Source organism: Clostridium sp. CM036, from assembly GCF_055081135.1.
Map to the genome: position 1 here is coordinate 805,881 of NZ_CM143652.1, position 18,914 is coordinate 824,794.

The window sequence follows — 18,914 nt, forward strand, 5'->3', positions numbered from 1 at the left end:
ATGGAGAAAAGCATAGACCTATTGTTATACACAGAGTGATTTTGGGTAGCATAGAAAGATTGCCCTATATCATAGTTATTGGTGAAAAAGAACAAAACTCAGAGAGTATATCCCTCAGAAGTAGAAAAAATGGTGATGAGGGTAACTGTTCACTAGAGGCCTTTATTTCAAGGATCACACAGGAAATTGATGGTAAAATGCTAGATAATTAGGTGTATCATATGAGTCATAAATAGGAGAAAAAGCATATAACATAATTTTTATTGTGTTGTATGCTTTTTTATATTAGGAAACAATAACTTCAAATTTAAAAGACTGATTTTAAAAATAGAGTATATTTACAATTCTTTCAAAACGAGTAATAGACTCAATGTGAATGTAACTCAATTGTTTATTGTGTTACATTCAGGTTATTAATTACTAATTCAGCAAATTCTTCTACAACTTTTCCACCAGAATTAGTTATAATATTTTTTACATTTTCATCAATATTATTATCATCAAATACTATTACTAAATCTATATTTTTAGGACTTATGTCCGCTGCATTTGATGTAATATTAGTAGTTAGCATAGTAAAACTAAAAATAATCAAAGTAATTAATATACATATTGGTTTATTTTTTTGTCTGTTTTTCATTTTATTCTCCTCTACTTAAGTCATATTTAAAAATATGTTTTTTTGTAATATTTCATCATAAATCGAACAATTTATGATGAAATATAAAAACATATTATGTTGAAAAATACAAAATTATGCAATGTAAATATTGTAGGGCATTATTCATTTGACTTAGCAAACAAATATTATCTGGTAAGCGAGACCATTGCAACCAATGGACAAAAAACTATTCGGTAATAAATTGTAATTATATTCTGTTTATGCCTTATTACTACACAACCCCCAATCTAAAACTATAAGTAGCTTATCGGTAGTGGTATAATAGTCCTTGATATTAAGACACATCTGTAAAATAATGTGAGTTGCTAAACTACAAGGAGGTATCATAATGGGGATTTTTAATAAACTAAAATAGTCTATATGTAAGAGTAATTACTAACTCTCCCATGTAGATTATATAAATCAAATATTCATTAAAAAAATTTACAATATTTGCTATTGGGAGGTTGAAAATGTCTTATTTTAAGTATGAAAATATTAATATATATTATAAAGTATCTGGTGAAGGGAGACCTTTAGTTATTATACATGGAGATACAGCTTCCTCAAAAATGTTTATATCAGAATTAAAATTCTATTCTAAAAACTTTAAAGTAATTTTATTAGATTTGGTAGGTCAAGGGAAATCTCAGAGAGTAGATAAATTACCATTAAATTATTGGCATTTTAATTCTACTTTAATTATTGAATTATGTAAGCACATTGGTATTAGCGATGTTAATCTGTTAGGTACAAGTGGCGGGGCTATTGTTGCTTTAAATGCTGTATTGAAACAACCTAATTTATTTAACAGAATAATTGTAGATAGTTTTATGGGAGAAAATTTATCTTATGAGTTTGCGCAAAAAATTGTAGATGATAGAAAAACAGCAAAAAACAAGTTAGGTTCTAAATTATTTTGGTTTATAATGCATGGCTTTGATTGGAAAAATGTTATTGATCAAAATACAAACTTAATTATAGATTTTTCAAGAAACATAGGTAATTTTTTTAATTATGAACTTAGTAACATAGAAAATAATGTTTTAATTACAGGAAGCTCGAAAGATGATTTAATACCTAATGTCCAAAGTACATTAAAAGCTATTAATTTAAAAATGAAAAATTCTAAATTGGTTATTTTTGAGAATGGAAATCATCCTGCTATGTTTAGTAACAAAAAAGAGTTTAGAAATTTAGTTTTGGAATTTTTGTCCTAGGTCATAATAAAACACCGTATTATTCAGAATTGAATTTTATGGTGTTTTTATAATGGAATATTCTTATATTGTGCAACATCAAGAACAGAAATTTCTGCTCTTTTTATTTTTAATATTAGATAGTGGATATAACCCTAATGTATAAGAAAATGTATAAAATCTTAATGTCATAACTTAACAGTATTGATACCTATAAAACACTTACGTATAATCAAATCAATATGCTAAAAAGGGGTTATAATGATAATAGGTTATGCAAGTTATGTGAGGTAATTCTCAACTGTGCATTGAAGTGATAAAAGCCTTGCAATACCAATAATATTCCTCAAATTACATCGCATAATTATTCTCTTCTCTGGCTAAAATTATAATAGCTTATTCAAAGAATAAGACTAACTAAAGCACAGGAGGGAATAAGATATGATTCAGTTTGAAACTGATGTTACTGATTTGATACAGAAAGTTCTCCACTTGATGGAACATCAGCAGTACAGTAAAAATGCAATACGAAAACATAGGAGCATAATCAAGCAGTTGGTCGTGTTTTCCAAACAGAATTATGGTGGTAAATATTCTGTAGAAATCGGGGCTGCTTTTATTGACGAAGTCTCTAGAAGACAACCGCCACTCTCGCTGGAGTATTTTAGAGCGTTTAAGTCGGAAGTGCGAAGGCTTGATCATGTTTTGTTGAGAATGCCAGAACACTATGCGTTTGGGGATATAGGGCAGTTTGACCATTCTTGTTTTGACAGTTTTACGAATGCCTATAATAAGTATATTCGGGGCATTTTAAAAAGTGCATTGGATGTTCGCATTCGTACAAGGGCGCTTGCCCGTTTTTTTAAGTGGCTAGAGCTACACGGGATAACCTCTCTTCAAGATCTGCAACCGCAGCACATTCACAACGTATATATTGATGCTTCGGATAAGGATTTGTTTCGAAAGACGGTCCGAGGATTCTTCAGATATGCATATTCTCACAAGCTTCTCAAAAGGGATTTCAGTGTAGCAGTTCCTTCTTTTAGAAGGCATATCCCCGTACCGTCAGTATATTCTACGGAAGAAGTTGAACGGCTTCTTTCCTCCGTAGATCGTAATACCAAGTATGGTAAACGGAATTATGCAATATTGATACTAATCGCTAGGCTTGGAATTCGGAGCTCTGATATTGTCAATCTTCGCTTTGAAAATCTGAATTTTACAGCAAACGTTATTGAAATTACACAGGTAAAGACGAGTGAACATCTCACGCTTCCGATTACAGACGAGATAAGGAATGCGATTTTGGATTATACCCATCACGGTGGAAGATCAGACCATAACAGCGACTATCTATTTCTTTCGTATGATGCACCAATAAGGCTATTAGGTGACAGAGCAATATATCTCATAGTGTCAAGAGCTTTTACGACTGCGGGAGTACAGATAGACGGTAGAAAGCATGGACCGCATGCTCTTAGGGCAAGCCTTGCTACCGCTCTATTGAATGAAGGATACAGCTATCCCGTCATAACCGAAGTTCTCGGGCATAAAGATCCGAACACCGCTCAGCATTATGTGAAAGTTGACATAACTCATCTTAGAGAATGTGCGATGCAGGTGCCTCCCCCTTCAGGAATGTTCTACAAGTATCTCTGTGGAGAGGAGGATGTTATATGAGAAAAAAATACTTTAACTTCCATAGCGTATTTGCGCCTGAGATAAGATCTTTTCTTGAATTACGCACCGCTCAAGGTCATGTAATACGCCATGAAGCCTATACATTGGAAACACTGGACATTTTTCTCGTGGAACATGGACTATGCGAAAGACGCCTTCCAGCGAAAACTATAGATTCATGGCTATACTCATTTCCAAACAAATTAAACGCCAATACTTTGGTAACTTATGTGTCCTATTACACGCAGTTTGCTAAATACATGCGTATATTGGATATTCCGGCATTTATTCCGGAAAGGCCAAAAGGTAACAACGATTATGTGCCATACATTTTTTCGGAGGATGAAATGAAAAGGCTGTTTGCGGTTTGTGATAATCTGCCACGCAAAAAACATGTTACAAAAGCACCGGTCATATTCCCTGTACTCTTCAGGATGATTTATGGCTGCGGATTGCGGCTTGATGAAGCACTCACACTGCGGCTAAAGGATGTAGATTTGAAAAACGGGGTACTTCACGTCCTTAATGCAAAAGGGTCAAAGGATCGTATTGTTCCAATGGATTGTTCGCTGACTGATATTTGCCGCAATTACTGCAAACTGCTCCATAGCAATTCAGAAGATACAGCATATTTTTTTGAAAGTCATAACCATAAGCGTTTTTCACAAGCTTGGGCGGGGCGCTGGTTCAGCATTGTACTGGAAAGTGCAGGAATAGCATTGTCGGATGGAACCAAAGTCAGCAGAGGTATTTGTCCCCATTGTCTTCGACATACTTTTGCTGTAGACTCATTCAGACGAATGGACCGTAAGGGAAGGGACTTGTATGAATCTGCACCGTTTCTCTCGACATACATGGGACACTATGATCTCTATGGTACGGAGAAATATCTTCGCATGACATCTGAGATGCACGCTGAGGTTGTTGACCAGATGGCAGCCTATACCTCTTGTGTTTTCCCGGAGGTATCGGAATGAAAACAACATTATTTATACAGCAGCTGGGAAATTATTTTGAAATATATCTCCCAAAGACAGGTGGCTATAGCCAAAACACCATATCTTCGTACAAAGATACATTTCGTATCCTGTTTAAATTCATGGATGAAATAAAAGGAATACGCCATTATCTGATTGCCTATAAACATTTTACTGTAGAACTCATGGAAGAGTTTATTCTTTGGCTCGAAGAGGAGCGTAATTACAGCGCATCATCGAGAAACCAGCGGCATGCTTCGATATCAGCTTTCTTCAAATATGCATCTAGGCGTGAAATGGATGCACTTTCTGCTTTCAATCGCATCAGCGCTGTGCCGTCTAAGAAAACACCAAGTGTTGCCTTTCCCTACTTTACAGTTAAAGAAATTGGCATTCTCCTTAAGGTGCCAGACGTATCAAACCGGCTAGGAAGAAGAGATCAAGCTTTGTTATGCTTGCTCTATGATAGTGCTGCCAGAGCTCAGGAGCTTTGTGACGTTACTGTCGCCGATGTTAGGTTTGGTCGCCCAACCCGAATAAAGCTGCATGGCAAGGGGAGAAAAACACGAGAAATCCCGTTGACAGACGAATGCTCCAAGCTGATAAAGCAATACATAAAGTCTCAAAAGCTTGATAATGAAGATTCTCACGCTCATCCTCTATTTAGCAGCCAAACCCATGAAAAAATGACTACATCATGCATCCGCAATATTGTTGAAAAATATGTGAGGTTGGCAAGGATAAAATGTCCAGAAATGTTTAGGGAAGCGAATTACTCACCGCACAGTTTTCGGCATAGTAAAAGTGTTCATATGGTTGAAGCCGGTATCCAGATCATATACATTCGAGACTTCCTCGGTCACACTACGATCAAGTCTACTGAGCGTTATGCAAAGGTTAGCCAGATGGCGATAACAAAGGCTCTTACAGAACGGAAAATTCCAAATGTGATCCCTGTAAATGAATCAGACGAAACAGTAAAGAAATCATTTCCGGGATTTCTAGAATAATTTTCCCATTACAAATTCAAAAATTATGTGAGGTAATTTCAGTATTTCACTTGGTAATTCAAGGCTTTCATCGCCTTTATACTCAAATTTGAATTACCTCACATAACGAACATTATGTGACCTGCTAGATAATGCAAGGGTAAGTACAAAAGGACAATTAAAAGAAGGACATTCCATAGAGGTTCAGACGAGGAATATACTAGATAGATATGATGGTGCCGAAATTAGAGTAGAGCAGTATACAGGAACTACAATAGATAGACCTATATTCAATAAATTGATAGAGGATTTAAAACAGGGGGATACCTTAGTAGTTACTAAACTAGACAGATTGGCTAGAAATACTGTAGAAGGCATTAGCATAGTTCAAGAGCTATTTAATAAAGGAATATCTGTCCATGTAATTAATGGTGGACTGCTAGAGAATACAAGTATGGGTAAGTTTTTTTTAACTACACTATTATCAGTTGCCGAGGATGCAGCGTAATACAATTATTGAACGTACCCAAACAGGTAAAGCAATTGCAAAAACTAAAGAAGGCTTTAAAGAGGGTAGACCTAAGATATATACATCAAAACGAATAAATAATGCGATTCAAATGCTAAAAAACAATTCATATACAGCAGTTGCAGAGATAACTGTAATAAGTAAGTCAACACTAATTCGAGGAGTTAGGAAAAGAAAAGTTTAATAAGTACATTGTGTAACATTGGAGATATTAAATTTGAAAAAGATGAATACCATTATTTTCTGTTCTTATACCAGCTTTCTGTTCCATTACTACACAAACCCCTATAAATAGGCCCTTAGGGCGTCTCGCCAACATTTCTCTGAATCACACCAATAGGAATAAAAAAGAGTGATTTAGAACTTACCCTAGAATATAAAAAAAGTCATTTTAGATAAATTGCTTAATCCATCTTTTCGCGAGGATAGGCAAAAACACCCTATTTATAAAAAACAAAATAGGCATGATCTAAAGTTACCTCCCCATATTTCATCTGTTTATCTGCGAAATATTGGAGGTTTTTGTCACTTCTTTATGAGTCCTTTTGGCAGTTAGAGCGATCCAATGACTTCAGAAATCCCACGAGCCTTTATTCTCTTCAATGGGCTGATGATAGAGAACGATGCAGCTAGAATGGAAATAATGAATATCAGTACGACTTGCAATACAGGAAACTCCCAGTTAGAAATAAGTAAGGACATCAGGGTTTTCTGTAGTAGAACCCCTAGGGTGCATCCTGCTATGCAGCCGCTCACCGTATAGACGACAGCTTCTGCCAATGCCATTCTTGTGAGTTGTCTCTCAGACATGCCTATTGCATGCATAATTCCCAAATACTTAGTTTTGGATGTGATGTTGGTATTCATCGTATTGATAATGTTTAGAATACTGATGAGTGTAATTATACCTACAAATCCGTAAATAAATACTGCGATAGTCATAAATGAGTTATTTGCTTCTGCGCTTAGCTGACGAATGTCATGTAGTGTCACTGAATTTCCGACTAACGCTTTTATTTCATTTATGGTTTGTGCTTGATTATCCTTGTTCAGTTGTATATCGATTGTCTTATAGTTAGAGGTTATATCTCCAGTGATTTCTGTAAACTGCTTTTGGGTGGTGATAAATGTAGTTAATGCCTGTTTTTCGCTTTCATAAGGCATAGAGCTCAAGACTCCCATGACTTTATATTCTTTAGTCTCTGTAGCAGTTTTAATATAGACAGCATCACCAACTTTCAGGCTTGCGTCTGCCGCTAATTCTCCTTTTCTGTAATTTTTAACAACGGCCACAATACCATTCTGAGCATTGAGTTCATTTTCATCCATACCTCCAGCCATTAATGATTTCTTTGCCCATTGCATTTGCATTGAATCATAGGAAACAATCCATGACCTCTCCGTTGCAACCATAAGGCCATTGCTTTCTGTCTTGATGGGACCCATTTCCTTTTTATAGGTGTCCGTCAGCCTTGTAACGTCAAACGTAGCATACACATAGTTTGACATTCTTCCATACACCCTTTTTACACCGCCAAGCGTTGACAGTTTCTTGTATATATTTTCGCCAATACCTTGCGAGGATGTGATTGAAACGTCAGGAGTATAGACTTCCGTAGCTTTCATTCCCAAAAACGTGGGATTGACGATTACACTAAAACACATAAACATAATGATGCTGAGAGCAATAGAACTAGATATCAAGAAAAGAGTTTTCTTCTTGTAAACAGCGTTGCTAATGCCAATAACAATTTCAGCGTGAAATATCTTCATAAGAAGGCCTCTCTTGGTCTTTTGGGATATATTTGTATCCCCGCTTCCGTTCAAGGCACTTACAGGAGAAACTTTTGCAGCTTTTTTTGCAGGTAATAAGGAAGAGATAAAGACTGTCAGAAACCCTATTACAATACCCGCGCCAATGCCGAATGCGCTGAAATTAATCAATGAAATATCACCAAAAAGCTTGTTATTGTAAAATTTTATTATTGCCGAACAAATAAAGGTTATCAAAATACCGGCGAATACGCCAAGGGGGATTGCTCTCAAACTTATGGATAAGCCTTCTCTTTTTACCAAACGCTTTATTTGTGTCTGTGACGCCCCTATACATCTCAGAATTCCGAATTGGCGAACTCTTTCCATTACTGAAATGTTGAAAGTGTTATAGATCATTACAACGCTTGTAATAAGGACGATAAAGAATAAGACGCCGCCGATAGCATACATCTTCAAAATGGTATTGTTTTTTGTTTGCATCATGAGGGCTAAAAGACCTTCGTTGCGCCCTATGCGGTCATCTGCTATATTCAAAGTTTTCTTGATTTCTCCTTCAACCTGTGTGATATTTACACCATCTTTAAATAGCACAAAATATTGGCTTGATTTCGGTTTTAGCTGTTCCGACATTTTTGTTGACACGAATACGGCAGGTATAGCAGCAGCTTTGGTAGCACCCCAGTCATTGTATATACCGCTAATGATGAACTCTTGAACTGTTTCGTCTGGTAAGGTAATTGTCATTGCATCACCGATTTTATGTGCCGGCTTAGATTTTTCCATAAACCATTTTTCAAGCATAATTTCATTTTTAAAAGTCGGGTAACGGCCTTGGTTAAGATTAAAGTTGATATTTTTCGCGAAATTTTCATCTAGAGATGTGAGGGCACAGTTCTCACTGTTGATGGTTCCTTCACCAAGGTCTTTCCAGGTTCCAGCATTTTGTACATCAATACGGCTACCAATGACTTGAATCTCTCTTGGGGACGGATTTCGAATTAAAATATGGTAGTTACCTTGATCCTTTAGTACTTGTGCTTTTTCAAATTTCACTAACGCATCTACCATAGAAAAAATACCGACAACCAGTGCAACAGCCATGGCAACGCTGGTGATAGTCAGGCGTGTTTTTCGTTTATGGGCAGAGAGGTATTTTGGTGCGAGCTCAAGATAGTTTTTCATTTTTTAGCCCTCCCTAGTTCGGATACAATACCATCCTCTACGTTTAGCACCCGATCCGAGAAGGAGGCAAAACTCGGATTGTGGGTAATCATAATTAATGTCTGATTATATCTTTCGACAGAAAGCTTTAAAAGATTGATTACCTCTTTGCTGTTTTTTGTATCAAGATTTCCCGTGGGTTCGTCTGCCAGAATAATTGCCGGACGAGTTGAAAGGGCACGCCCGATTGCTACGCGCTGTTGCTGTCCCCCAGAAAGCTGGTTTGGAAGGTGGTGTTTCCTGCTGGAGAGCCCAAGTATGTCCAAAAGTTCAGCAATATATTTCATATCCGGTTTCTTGTAGTCAAGTAGCAGTGGCAACAAAATGTTCTCTTCTACATTTAGTTCGGGAATTAGATTGAATGCCTGAAAAATAAATCCAATGTTACGTCTGCGGAAGACGGAGAGATTCTTTTCCTTCATGGTAGAAATGTCTTTGCCATCAAGAAATACATTTCCAGAGGTTGGAGAGTCCAATGCCCCAAGGAGATTAAGCAGTGTACTTTTTCCTGAACCGGATGGTCCTACTATTGAGACAAATTCCCCTTTTGCAACTGAAAAAGATACCTCTTTCAGTGCGTCAACTTTCACTTCACCCTTTCCATAAGTTTTACTTAAATTTTTGGCTATTAAAATATCCAATATAAACACCTCTTCTGAATTTTTATTAAGATCATTTATTGAACATATCCCACCCGAAACAATGATGCACAATGTTCTAAATTATTATTAGCATAACAAGCTAAGCTTACAGATAGGTGTATTCTTTCTTACAGATTTGTAAGCTTTGGAAAAGTCAAATAGAAAGTCGTTCCTTGGTTCAACGTGCTTTCCACCGTTATAGAGCCTCCATGTTTTTCGACAATGGTTTTCGCAAGGGTAAGTCCAATGCCGATACCATCCTTATCCTTGGAAAATCGGATTCTATAAAATCGTTTGAAAATATAATGGATGTCCTCTGGGTGGATGCCACTACCGTTGTCTTTAATTGTGATACAGATTAACACAGGCGTTTCGTCGCATAGAATTTGAACTTCATTTCCCGAAACGGTGTGATCCAATGCATTTTTCATAATATTACTGAAAGCTTCCAGTATCCAACCTCCATCACAATTTAACAGGGTATAGCTATTGCACATTAGCATAATTGACTTGTCCTCTGATTTTGCACGGGTGGAGAAACCTATAACGATGCATTCTAGCAAATCTTTCATAAGGCAGTTGCTTTTCTCTAATTCGATGGTGTCAGCATCTAGCCGTGCCAATTTCAGAAGGTTCCGAATTAGATACTCCATCCGTTCCAGTTGATTACTGCTTTTTATGGTGAAGCTGTCGACAACACCGTTGTTTATGTTTTCTTCCTGAATAATTTCATTGTACATTTTTAGCGCAGTCAATGGTGTTTTTAACTGATGTGATATGTCAGATATCGTATTCTTTAGGAACTCCTTTGTCTGTTTTTCCTTTGTTATATGGGCAGTTAGAGATGTTGCCATTACATCTATAGAGGAAAAAAGCTGAGATACAATACCTTCCTCATTGTCGCTGAAGCGGATATCTTTATTGCCATGCATAAAACTTAAGATATCCGTGTTGGCCTTTTCAAGCTTTCTGTCCTGCCGGACAAAAAAAATAAATAATGTTGAAAGCATGAGAAGCGATACAACAACGGAAAGTATCAGTACCAGAATCTCGAGTTTGTGATGGAAACTTTGAATTTCAGGCAGAAGCTTGTTATTTATACTGTCTGTATACCCTTTAGGCTGCAAAAGCTCCCGCCCAATGGTATAATCTTTCATACCTTTTTTACCAGTGAAGGCAGGTACAATCTGGTCTGTTGTTGCATCCTGTTGATATAAATATCCGGCAATGGCATAATCGTGTGTAATGATTTCCTTTTTATATTGGTTTGTCATGAAATATACCATGACCTGTGTTATTAGAATAAAACACAAAAGAATTATGGATACGATTGAAAATAGTCTCCTTATATTGTAATTAATAAAAATTCTCATATAATAGCCTCACTTTAACACACTCCATTTATAGCCTAATCGTCGTATTGTCAATAAAAATTTCGGTTTATCAGCGTTATCTTCAATTTTCATTCTTAGTCTTCGTACATAGACGGATAGGGTGTTATCATCGATGAAGTTGCCGTTATTGTCCCAAAGCTTGTCCAATATAACGTTTCTCGTGAGCACAATATTTTGGTTTTGCATGAGCAGGCGCAGAAGACGGTACTCCGCCGTAGTAAGTTCTATTTCTTTAGAATCCTTAAATACTCGGCTTTCCAACAGTTTGATGGTAATATCATTAGATTTCAATTCAATAGGTTCTTGGCTAGGAATGTGAGAACGGCGAAGCAAAGCATTGACTCGCGAAATCAGTTCATTTAATTTGAAAGGTTTTGTAATATAGTCATCCCCACCAATATCCAAACCCATTACAATATTGACCTCTTCATCGGAAGCCGTTAAAAATATAATTGGTACATCGGAGGATTGCCGTACTTTCTTACAGATGTCAAAACCGCTTCCATCGGGTAAGGTCAAATCGAGTAGCAACAAATCATACTTCTTATCACTAAGCATCAAAAAGCATTCCCTTACGGTTCGTGCTAAGGCAATATGAAAGCCATTCTTTCGGAGTGAAAACTCTAGCCCAGCAATAATACTCAAATCATCTTCTACCAATAAAATTGTATTCACTGTTGATCCCTCCCTGCTTTTTCTGTCTAATAATACTACAATGTATCAAAATTGCATAATGCCTCTTATATTATTATCGTTTCAAATTACAGAAAAAGCAATAGAACTTAATTTGAGTTTTCGTGTTTCAGCTATAAAAAAAGTGTTTTCTACCAAACTTAAAGATAAAATGGAAATAATAATTTTTATCAAGCTATACATAAAGCCGTTTAATCAGCGCCTCATCATCCTGGCAGGTTGGTTTTGACTGACTGGTTGAAATAAGGCAAGGGATGAGAATTTAGACCCATTTAAAACGTTAGAATCTGTAATGCCATGGTGCGAGCTTGTAGCCTCTGTTGAGGAAGCCAAGAAATTAGTAAATATATACTTTATTAAGTTGTATTAAAAATTGAGAAAAAAGTCAAGGCAAGGGACTGAAAAAAAGTTAACATGAATATATCAGCTGATGAGGGTTACGTAATGAATTATATTGAATTAAATATTAAAACAAGTTTGAACTACAAAGCGTTGCTAATGAAGCCTGTATGTAACTTGCTGGTTTATATAGAATTTTTTATTCTCTGGACGGATACACAATTAAGGAATATATTCAGTTTCATCAAGAACGATTATTTCACTTGAAAAAGGACAGTATAACCCCTCAATTATGCTTGCATATAAGATAGCTTCCGTTTTCAACACCACTATTGAAAAATTATATTGTTTAAAGGAGAATTTAGAAAATGAAGAAAAAAACATATAATAAAAAGAACTTTTGGAGTGGTATAATATTTTTATTCTTAGCAGTAATTAGCATTCCAGATACAATTACGCGGTTTAATACTTTGAATGCTTTAAGAATTACCAAGTCTATTATATTGGATATTTTTTGTATTCTATTTGGAGTTACAGAAATATGGAAAGGTTTGAGTAGCAGATGTACAAAACAAGATGTTCAAAATGATGATGAAAGAGTAAATTTAATTAATATGAAATCAAAAACCAGTGCTTTTAATATTACACTGATCATTTGTGTTACTTTTTTAATACTATCAATGGTTGTATGGGGAGTAACAAAAAATGATGTGTGTCTCGGCATTTTCAGTTGTTTCGGCATCATTTTTACGATTATGATGATTGCTGAAATAAGTAGTTATTTTTATCATGACAAGCGGAATTAATTTTATAATTGGGCACTTCATTAGGCCAATTTTCTTGAAAAAGATATAAAGAGAAGCAATGAAAAAGAGGAATCTTCTAGTATTAAAACGGTAAAGTCAAATTTAGACCAAACTGAGATTTCAAAGCGAGATATATAAATGTTGATTTCTAAGCGAATTTGAATAGTAGTAAATTTATGGTAACAATATTACTATCAAAGAATACACTGAAAATGTTATGTCATAAAAATTCATCTTATCTTACTGATCTATAATAGATAAATAATTTGTACTAAATATTATGATCATACTTTGTATTAATATGTGTCAGCTAGATCATTCCTGCCTTTTAATACATCCTGCTGTATAATCTGTAACACTTTTTCAGACTCTTCAAATATTGGACTGTGGGCAGATTCCTTAAAAAGATAAAATCCTTTTGCAGGTGCACCAAGTTTTTTAAGATAAGCTTCCGACATCGAATAGTTTACCGTATAATCATATATTCCCGAAAAGAAATATACCGGAATATCAAGTTTTGTTATCTTGTTACTCAAATCCGTTCTGTAAAGCTCCTCGTTTAAAACAGTAGAATTTGAAAATGCTTTTCCACGCCATATATTAATTTTTTCTCTCAAGGTATATTCGTGATTCTGCATAACTGGCATAAAAATTCCGGTGACTACTGATTTCATCTTATGTGTTGTACCAATTCCTGCTCTATGCATCACATTATCCCTTATTTTATTGTATGCATCTGGCAGATGATCCATTGTTTCAATAGGTATTGCCTGAAGCTTCTTTACAGTTTTTTCATCACATGTTACCTTGTAGTACTTAAGCATATATTTATATGCAATTTTTTCCGATTCCATTTGATTTGATATTTGTCCGACACCAATATAAGCATGGTATAACTCATATGATTTTGCCGCTGCCTCTATAGCTATGTATGAACCCCATGAGTGTCCCATAAGGTATATTTTATCTTGTCCAAACCGTTTACGCAGATAGTTCGTTACTTCTATTGTGTCAGATACAAACTGTTCTGTTGTCATTGTTTTTGCTGAGATATCACTGCTATAGGACAAACCCGCGCCACGCTGATTCCACCATGCTACCGTAAAATATTTCTCAAGTCCCGTAGGGTATGTTTCGGTAAGTGGATGTTCCGGCATACCAGGGCCTCCGTGAACAAAAAGCAGTACTGGATTTGATGCATTCTCACTTTTAATAATCATTCCCATCTTCGCTCCGTTAATTTTAACATAAACTTTTTCCGAAATACTGCCCTCTATAACATTTCTTTGTCTTTTCATAATATCCTCCTTTTCGAATGCTTCACCTTGAGTTTAACACATAAATAAAAATGTGGATAATATAAACAATTAAGACAAAGAAAATTAGTAGTATGTATAAATTAACTCATCCACTTTTAAAAACAGTAATTTATGGTGCATAATGGTATAATCGACTTAAAATTATTGCATGATTTGAATTACTAAAAACACAGTGTCATTATTTACAATATCTAACGTGTTTGTACTATTTAAGTGAATTGAGAATCAAATTATTTTATGTTGAAAGAGTGGTGATTCATATGTCCATTAGTATTAGAAAAAAATTTCATGACTTAGTAAATAAGGCAGAATATAATAGCTATGAAAAAACAGTAGAACAAATAAATCGTCTTAGATTTGATTCATTGGATAATACTGAATTTCTAAATAAATCACATGGGCTCAGGAGTAAGCTTTTAGAGTATACATCTATGGATGACATAATTATAGAAGTCTTTGCACTTACAAAACAGGCGGTTAAAAGAGTACTAGGACTCATTACTTACGACGAGCAACTGATTGCTGGCATAGCTATGCATAATGGAAGATTAATAGAGATGCAACTTGGATGGGACCCGTATATGAAATGCTTGGATTAACTGTGGGGTTCGTACAGGAAACTATGAAACGGCCTGAAAAACAAAGAGCTTATGGTTGTGATGTTACATATGTAACTGCCAAGGTAGCTGGATTTGATTATTTAATGGACTCACTTTCTTATAAAAAAAGTGAAATTGTGCTACGTCCATTTAATTTTGCCATAATAGACGAGGCAGATTCCATAATAATTGATGAAGCCAGAATACCATTAGTTATTGCAATAGGAGGGAACGCTGCTGATGATACTCTTTGTTTAACAATGGAAGCTTTAAGAAAACTAGAGCCTGAAGTTGACTATGAGAAAGATGAAGTTAAAAGGAACGTATTCATGTAATATTCACGCACAAAAAAGCCAAATACAAAGCTTTGAGCTCGGAAATCAAAAGAGTACATGACACAGGACAGCCTATTTTAATCGGCACTTGTAGTGTAGCAGAATCAGAATATTTGGCTGAAGAATTAAATAAGCTAGGCGTTAAATATAAAATTTTAAACGCAAAAAATGATGAACTTGAAGCACATATCATTGAACAAGCAGGTACTCTTTATGCAGTTACTGTTTCAACTAATATGGCTGGCAGGGGTGCTGATATAAAACTTGGGGGCCTAGATGGAGCTAATAAAGATAAGATAGTTTCCCTTGGAGGATTATATGTTATAGGTACTAATAGGTATGAGAGTAAACGCATTGATAAGCAGCTTAAAGGAAGAACTGGCCGTCAAGGTGATATTGGCATGTCAAAATTCTTTATAAGCCTTGAAGATGACCTCATTAAAACATATGGTATCAATGAAATAGTGCCCGTGGAAATTAGACCTTCTATGCAAGAAGAACCGTTGATTAATACTAAGATAGCAAGTAAAATAGAACACGTTCAGAGGATTATCCAGGGCCAGGATTCTGATTTACGTAGAGAATTATGGCAGTATTCCTTTATCATAGAAAATCAGCGACTTGTTGTTCACCAAAGGAGAATGGAAATAGTATATGATATTTTACCTTTTAATATATTAAGCCTGGAAAATCCACAGCTATTTACAAAATTAATTAACTTCTTTAGTGAAGACCTCGTAAAGGAACTTGAAAAACAAGTAGCACTATATAATATCGATGAAGTTTGGGCTGATTACCTCGCTCATGTAGAATATCTTAAAGAGGGAGTAAAGTTAAGTATACTAAGGCTTAAAGATCCGTTGCAAGCATTTCAAATAGAAACAGCTGGCATATTTCAGACGATGCAGCAAGAGATACAAACGAGAATTTTACAAGATTTTGAAACGTTAGATTTATCAACGCAGGGACTCATTAACTTAAAACAGCGGATAAACCCACCCTCTTCAACTTGGACTTATCTTGTTACTGACAATTCACTAATGGATCCACTTTCTTCATTATTTATTGGTAACGCAATTGCATCCATAGGAATGTTTCTTGCCTTACCAATTCGATTTGGAACTTTGATTTATAGAAAAATTCTTAAAAATAGAATTTAAAATAGTGTTAAACAATATAATAAGGCTTAAATGAATCACTGGAAATAGGTATTTGTAACAAAACAGCGAAAGCAGAATAATATAAATGGTGAATATTATTTTGGAGGTACTTATGTACGACTACCGTTATAAAGACTGTGAAAATGTTGGACAAAAAATTCCTATGGAGAATATGCCTATGATGAACATGCCTATGATGAACATGCCTATGGAGAACATGCCTATGATGAACATGCCTATGATGAACATGCCCATGATGAGCATGCCCATGATGAATATGGCCATGATGAATATGGCCATGATGAGTATGCCTATGATGAATATGGCAATGCATGATGAAGCTGATGAAGATTTAAAAAGCATGTATCCTAAAATCTATAGAATGATATATCCCATGGTAAAAAAACATTGTGATATGATGGAATCCAAGTATGGCCCAATGTATTGCCCTAGTAAGGATGAAATGGAGCATATGTGTAAAGAAGTATCTGAAAAGTGTGAAAAACATTATAGGGATGACGATGATAATGATGATGAGGATATGAGAGACACACGCCGTCAAGGCAGAAGAGGTCCGATTCAAGATTTAACCAGAATACTGTTTATCAGAGATTTACTTGGACGAAGGAGAAGAAGACGGAGAAGAATGTTCCATCATGGATATTAAAATAAACGTCTGTTGACATAAAGAACACGAATATCTAATTTGTTAAAATGTTTTGTTATACTTTATGAATACATTTTATAAGTTTTTAACCCTACGCAAAGGAATACCTTTACGTAGGGTTATTCATTTTAACATCAAACTATCGTTTTTATTTAAATTATGAGATAGATAATGTGATAAAATAGAAGAAAGATAATACTTACTAGGTATACAAAGGAGATTTACACAATGAAAATACTATTTGTTGAGGATGATAGAATAATTGCATCAGGGCTTTGCTACTCACTGACTCAGGAGGGGTATTTTGTTACCCACTGCTTGAATGTGGAGTCAGCAAAAACTATGCTGCATAAAAATAGCTTTAACTTGGCAATACTTGATTTATCTCTTCCAGATGGAAGCGGCTACGATATTTGTAAAATAATTAAGGCAAAGGAAGATATACCAGTAATATTTCTAACGGCAATAGATGATGAAGTTAATGTAGTTATGGGGCTTGATATGGGGGCAGATGACTATATAACAAAGCCATTTCGTATAAGAGAGCTTCTATCTCGAATTAAATCTGTACTTCGCAGATATGATAAAACAGAAATTACAAAAACAATCATTGAGTTTAGCGGTATAAAGATAGACACTACACAGGCAAAAGTGTATAAAGAAGCGAATGAAGTTACATTAACATCTCTTGAATACCGACTACTTCTAATCTTTGCAAATAATCAGAGGCAAGTTATTGATCGCAATCAACTTTTAGAAGGTCTATGGGATTTTGCAGGGGATTTTGTGAATGACAATACTTTAACGGTATATATTAAACGTTTGCGTGAAAAAATTGAGGATGACAGCAAAAATCCAACAATTATAAAAACAGTTCGTGGAATTGGATATAAGGGAGGTGATTAATATTCTACGAAATAAAGAAATAAAGATATATATAACTCTTTTGGTTTCAATTTCACTAATAGGATCAGTTGCCTGTTTTTTCGTTAATATAATTGCAGGAATTATAGCACTTTTAGTTTTGCTTTTAATAATTGTTATATCTTTCATTTTTACCAGATGGAGATATAATCAATTAGACCAATTATCTGAGTATCTAAGGATAATTACAAGTGGAGATTATTCCCTTGATATTAGAGATAATGATGAAGGCGAGCTTAGTATACTTAAAAATGAAATATACAAAGTAACTGTGACTTTATATGAACAGGCTGAACTATTAAAGAAAGATAAACTTTTTCTTTCGGATTCAATTTCTGATATTTCCCATCAACTTAAAACTCCAATAACTTCAATGTTTGTTATGACAGACCTTATATGTGACAAAAGTCTACCCCAGGATAAACGCCAAGAATTCACCCAAAATATTCGGTCACAACTTGAAAGACTTAAGTGGCTTGTTGCGTCACTACTAAAGTTATCTAAGATTGATGCAGGTACAATTGAGTTAAAAAAAGAGAATGTAAATGTACGGGAGCTTATCAGTAGGGCTACGCATCATCTGCTAATTCCTATGGAACTTAAAGATCAAACCCTTGAAATTAGCGGTGATGAGCATACTGAGTTTATTGGCGATTTTAATTGGTCCTCAGAGGCTGCTTCAAATATAATAAAAAATTGTGTTGAGCATACACCTTGTGGTGGAAATATAGGTGTTGATTTTTGCGAAACTCCAATATATACAATGATGAAAATATTTGATAATGGTGAGGGGATCCATAAGGAGGATTTACCACATATATTCGATCGCTTTTATAAGGGCATCAATGCTCCCAACGACAGTATAGGTATTGGACTCGCCATGTCAAAAATCATTTTGCAGAAACAAGGTGGTACAATTGAAGTTACCAGTGAGAAAAACAAAGGTACAAAATTTATTATAAAGATTTATAAAAGTGTTGTGTGACAAAATCGTCACACAAATAG

19 protein-coding genes and 1 pseudogene are annotated in these 18,914 nt (G+C 35.1%); 14 read left to right on the forward strand and 6 right to left on the reverse strand.

What is annotated here, in order from left to right:
• The first annotated feature begins 41 nt into the window (after positions 1-41).
• Positions 42-212: a His/Gly/Thr/Pro-type tRNA ligase C-terminal domain-containing protein gene (locus ACWJKE_RS03840; protein WP_375294754.1), complete on the forward strand. Its 171-nt coding sequence runs from the start codon at positions 42-44 to the stop codon at positions 210-212.
• Positions 213-391: 179 nt separating this feature from the next.
• Here the strand turns inward: ACWJKE_RS03840 and ACWJKE_RS03845 are convergent, their stop codons facing one another.
• Positions 392-640, reverse strand: coding sequence for a hypothetical protein (locus tag ACWJKE_RS03845; RefSeq protein ID WP_216304081.1), 249 nt, complete (start codon positions 638-640; stop codon positions 392-394).
• 494 nt (positions 641-1,134) lie between these two features.
• Here ACWJKE_RS03845 and ACWJKE_RS03850 point away from each other — a divergent pair, with 494 nt between their 5' ends.
• The 6 genes from ACWJKE_RS03850 to ACWJKE_RS03875 all read left to right on the forward strand — a co-directional run bounded on the left by ACWJKE_RS03850 (position 1,135) and on the right by ACWJKE_RS03875 (position 6,219).
• Positions 1,135-1,881, forward strand: a complete 747-nt coding sequence (locus ACWJKE_RS03850; protein WP_216304080.1) for an alpha/beta fold hydrolase — start codon at positions 1,135-1,137, stop codon at positions 1,879-1,881.
• Between the two features lie 420 nt (positions 1,882-2,301).
• Positions 2,302-3,540, forward strand: a complete 1,239-nt coding sequence (locus ACWJKE_RS03855) for a tyrosine-type recombinase/integrase (RefSeq protein ID WP_216304079.1) — start codon at positions 2,302-2,304, stop codon at positions 3,538-3,540.
• Positions 3,537-4,517 carry a tyrosine-type recombinase/integrase gene (locus ACWJKE_RS03860; protein WP_216304078.1) on the forward strand — a complete coding sequence of 327 codons (981 nt, stop codon included), beginning with the start codon at positions 3,537-3,539 and terminating at the stop codon, positions 4,515-4,517. The genes ACWJKE_RS03855 and ACWJKE_RS03860 overlap by 4 nt, the downstream gene beginning before the upstream one ends.
• Positions 4,514-5,527, forward strand: a complete 1,014-nt coding sequence (locus ACWJKE_RS03865) for a tyrosine-type recombinase/integrase (RefSeq protein WP_216304077.1) — start codon at positions 4,514-4,516, stop codon at positions 5,525-5,527. Before ACWJKE_RS03860 ends, ACWJKE_RS03865 begins: the two co-directional genes overlap by 4 nt.
• A gap of 175 nt (positions 5,528-5,702) precedes the next feature.
• The gene (locus ACWJKE_RS03870; protein ID WP_442781453.1) at positions 5,703-6,014 is read left to right on the forward strand and encodes a recombinase family protein; all 312 of its coding nucleotides are present in this window, start codon (positions 5,703-5,705) and stop codon (positions 6,012-6,014) included.
• On the forward strand, positions 6,004-6,219 hold the full coding sequence (locus ACWJKE_RS03875) for a helix-turn-helix domain-containing protein (protein WP_462959159.1): 216 nt from the start codon (positions 6,004-6,006) through the stop codon (positions 6,217-6,219). Before ACWJKE_RS03870 ends, ACWJKE_RS03875 begins: the two co-directional genes overlap by 11 nt.
• A 368-nt stretch (positions 6,220-6,587) precedes the next feature.
• Here ACWJKE_RS03875 and ACWJKE_RS03880 read toward each other — a convergent pair whose 3' ends face one another.
• The 4 genes from ACWJKE_RS03880 to ACWJKE_RS03895 all read right to left on the reverse strand — a co-directional run bounded on the left by ACWJKE_RS03880 (position 6,588) and on the right by ACWJKE_RS03895 (position 11,742).
• On the reverse strand, positions 6,588-8,993 hold the full coding sequence (locus tag ACWJKE_RS03880) for an ABC transporter permease (protein ID WP_216304076.1): 2,406 nt from the start codon (positions 8,991-8,993) through the stop codon (positions 6,588-6,590).
• Positions 8,990-9,673, reverse strand: a complete 684-nt coding sequence (locus tag ACWJKE_RS03885; RefSeq protein WP_216304075.1) for an ABC transporter ATP-binding protein — start codon at positions 9,671-9,673, stop codon at positions 8,990-8,992. The genes ACWJKE_RS03880 and ACWJKE_RS03885 overlap by 4 nt, the downstream gene beginning before the upstream one ends.
• Before the next feature lie 128 nt (positions 9,674-9,801).
• Positions 9,802-10,947, reverse strand: coding sequence for a sensor histidine kinase (locus tag ACWJKE_RS03890; protein WP_462959160.1), 1,146 nt, complete (start codon positions 10,945-10,947; stop codon positions 9,802-9,804).
• 108 nt (positions 10,948-11,055) lie between these two features.
• Positions 11,056-11,742 carry a response regulator transcription factor gene (locus ACWJKE_RS03895; RefSeq protein ID WP_216304073.1) on the reverse strand — a complete coding sequence of 229 codons (687 nt, stop codon included), beginning with the start codon at positions 11,740-11,742 and terminating at the stop codon, positions 11,056-11,058.
• A 586-nt stretch (positions 11,743-12,328) separates the two neighbouring features.
• On the opposite strand from ACWJKE_RS03895, the gene ACWJKE_RS03900 reads away from it, so the two are divergent.
• Together ACWJKE_RS03900 and ACWJKE_RS03905 are read left to right on the forward strand one after the other, a co-directional pair.
• Positions 12,329-12,487, forward strand: coding sequence for a helix-turn-helix transcriptional regulator (locus ACWJKE_RS03900; protein WP_220287238.1), 159 nt, complete (start codon positions 12,329-12,331; stop codon positions 12,485-12,487).
• Positions 12,468-12,905 (forward strand): hypothetical protein, encoded by a 438-nt coding sequence (locus ACWJKE_RS03905; protein WP_216304072.1) that lies wholly within the window; start codon positions 12,468-12,470, stop codon positions 12,903-12,905. Before ACWJKE_RS03900 ends, ACWJKE_RS03905 begins: the two co-directional genes overlap by 20 nt.
• Positions 12,906-13,201: 296 nt before the next feature.
• Here ACWJKE_RS03905 and ACWJKE_RS03910 read toward each other — a convergent pair whose 3' ends face one another.
• Positions 13,202-14,203, reverse strand: a complete 1,002-nt coding sequence (locus ACWJKE_RS03910; protein ID WP_216304071.1) for an alpha/beta hydrolase — start codon at positions 14,201-14,203, stop codon at positions 13,202-13,204.
• Between the two features lie 281 nt (positions 14,204-14,484).
• Here ACWJKE_RS03910 and ACWJKE_RS03915 point away from each other — a divergent pair.
• The 5 genes and pseudogenes from ACWJKE_RS03915 to ACWJKE_RS03935 all read left to right on the forward strand — a co-directional run bounded on the left by ACWJKE_RS03915 (position 14,485) and on the right by ACWJKE_RS03935 (position 18,894).
• Positions 14,485-15,158, forward strand: a pseudogene (locus ACWJKE_RS03915) (hypothetical protein).
• A 32-nt stretch (positions 15,159-15,190) separates the two neighbouring features.
• Positions 15,191-16,318: a preprotein translocase subunit SecA gene (locus ACWJKE_RS03920; protein WP_462959161.1), complete on the forward strand. Its 1,128-nt coding sequence runs from the start codon at positions 15,191-15,193 to the stop codon at positions 16,316-16,318.
• Positions 16,319-16,430: 112 nt separating this feature from the next.
• Complete coding sequence (locus ACWJKE_RS03925) at positions 16,431-16,985, forward strand: hypothetical protein (RefSeq protein WP_462959162.1); 555 nt, start codon at positions 16,431-16,433, stop codon at positions 16,983-16,985.
• Between the two features lie 228 nt (positions 16,986-17,213).
• A complete protein-coding gene (locus ACWJKE_RS03930; RefSeq protein WP_216304066.1) occupies positions 17,214-17,891 on the forward strand; it encodes a response regulator transcription factor in 678 nt (225 codons plus the stop codon).
• Entirely contained in the window at positions 17,884-18,894 is a 1,011-nt protein-coding gene (locus tag ACWJKE_RS03935) for a sensor histidine kinase (protein WP_309137240.1), read from the forward strand. The genes ACWJKE_RS03930 and ACWJKE_RS03935 overlap by 8 nt, the downstream gene beginning before the upstream one ends.
• The last annotated feature ends 20 nt before the right edge of the window (positions 18,895-18,914 follow it).

Coding starts and splice junctions, on each gene's coding strand:
- ACWJKE_RS03845 (WP_216304081.1), bottom strand. CDS start 640: ATGAAAAACAGACAAAAAAATAAACCAATATGTATATTAATTACTTTG.
- ACWJKE_RS03910 (WP_216304071.1), bottom strand. CDS start 14,203: ATGAAAAGACAAAGAAATGTTATAGAGGGCAGTATTTCGGAAAAAGTT.
- ACWJKE_RS03860 (WP_216304078.1), top strand. CDS start 3,537: ATGAGAAAAAAATACTTTAACTTCCATAGCGTATTTGCGCCTGAGATA.
- ACWJKE_RS03875 (WP_462959159.1), top strand. CDS start 6,004: ATGCAGCGTAATACAATTATTGAACGTACCCAAACAGGTAAAGCAATT.
- ACWJKE_RS03865 (WP_216304077.1), top strand. CDS start 4,514: ATGAAAACAACATTATTTATACAGCAGCTGGGAAATTATTTTGAAATA.
- ACWJKE_RS03905 (WP_216304072.1), top strand. CDS start 12,468: ATGAAGAAAAAAACATATAATAAAAAGAACTTTTGGAGTGGTATAATA.
- ACWJKE_RS03850 (WP_216304080.1), top strand. CDS start 1,135: ATGTCTTATTTTAAGTATGAAAATATTAATATATATTATAAAGTATCT.
- ACWJKE_RS03855 (WP_216304079.1), top strand. CDS start 2,302: ATGATTCAGTTTGAAACTGATGTTACTGATTTGATACAGAAAGTTCTC.
- ACWJKE_RS03930 (WP_216304066.1), top strand. CDS start 17,214: ATGAAAATACTATTTGTTGAGGATGATAGAATAATTGCATCAGGGCTT.
- ACWJKE_RS03880 (WP_216304076.1), bottom strand. CDS start 8,993: ATGAAAAACTATCTTGAGCTCGCACCAAAATACCTCTCTGCCCATAAA.
- ACWJKE_RS03925 (WP_462959162.1), top strand. CDS start 16,431: ATGTACGACTACCGTTATAAAGACTGTGAAAATGTTGGACAAAAAATT.
- ACWJKE_RS03890 (WP_462959160.1), bottom strand. CDS start 10,947: ATGACAAACCAATATAAAAAGGAAATCATTACACACGATTATGCCATT.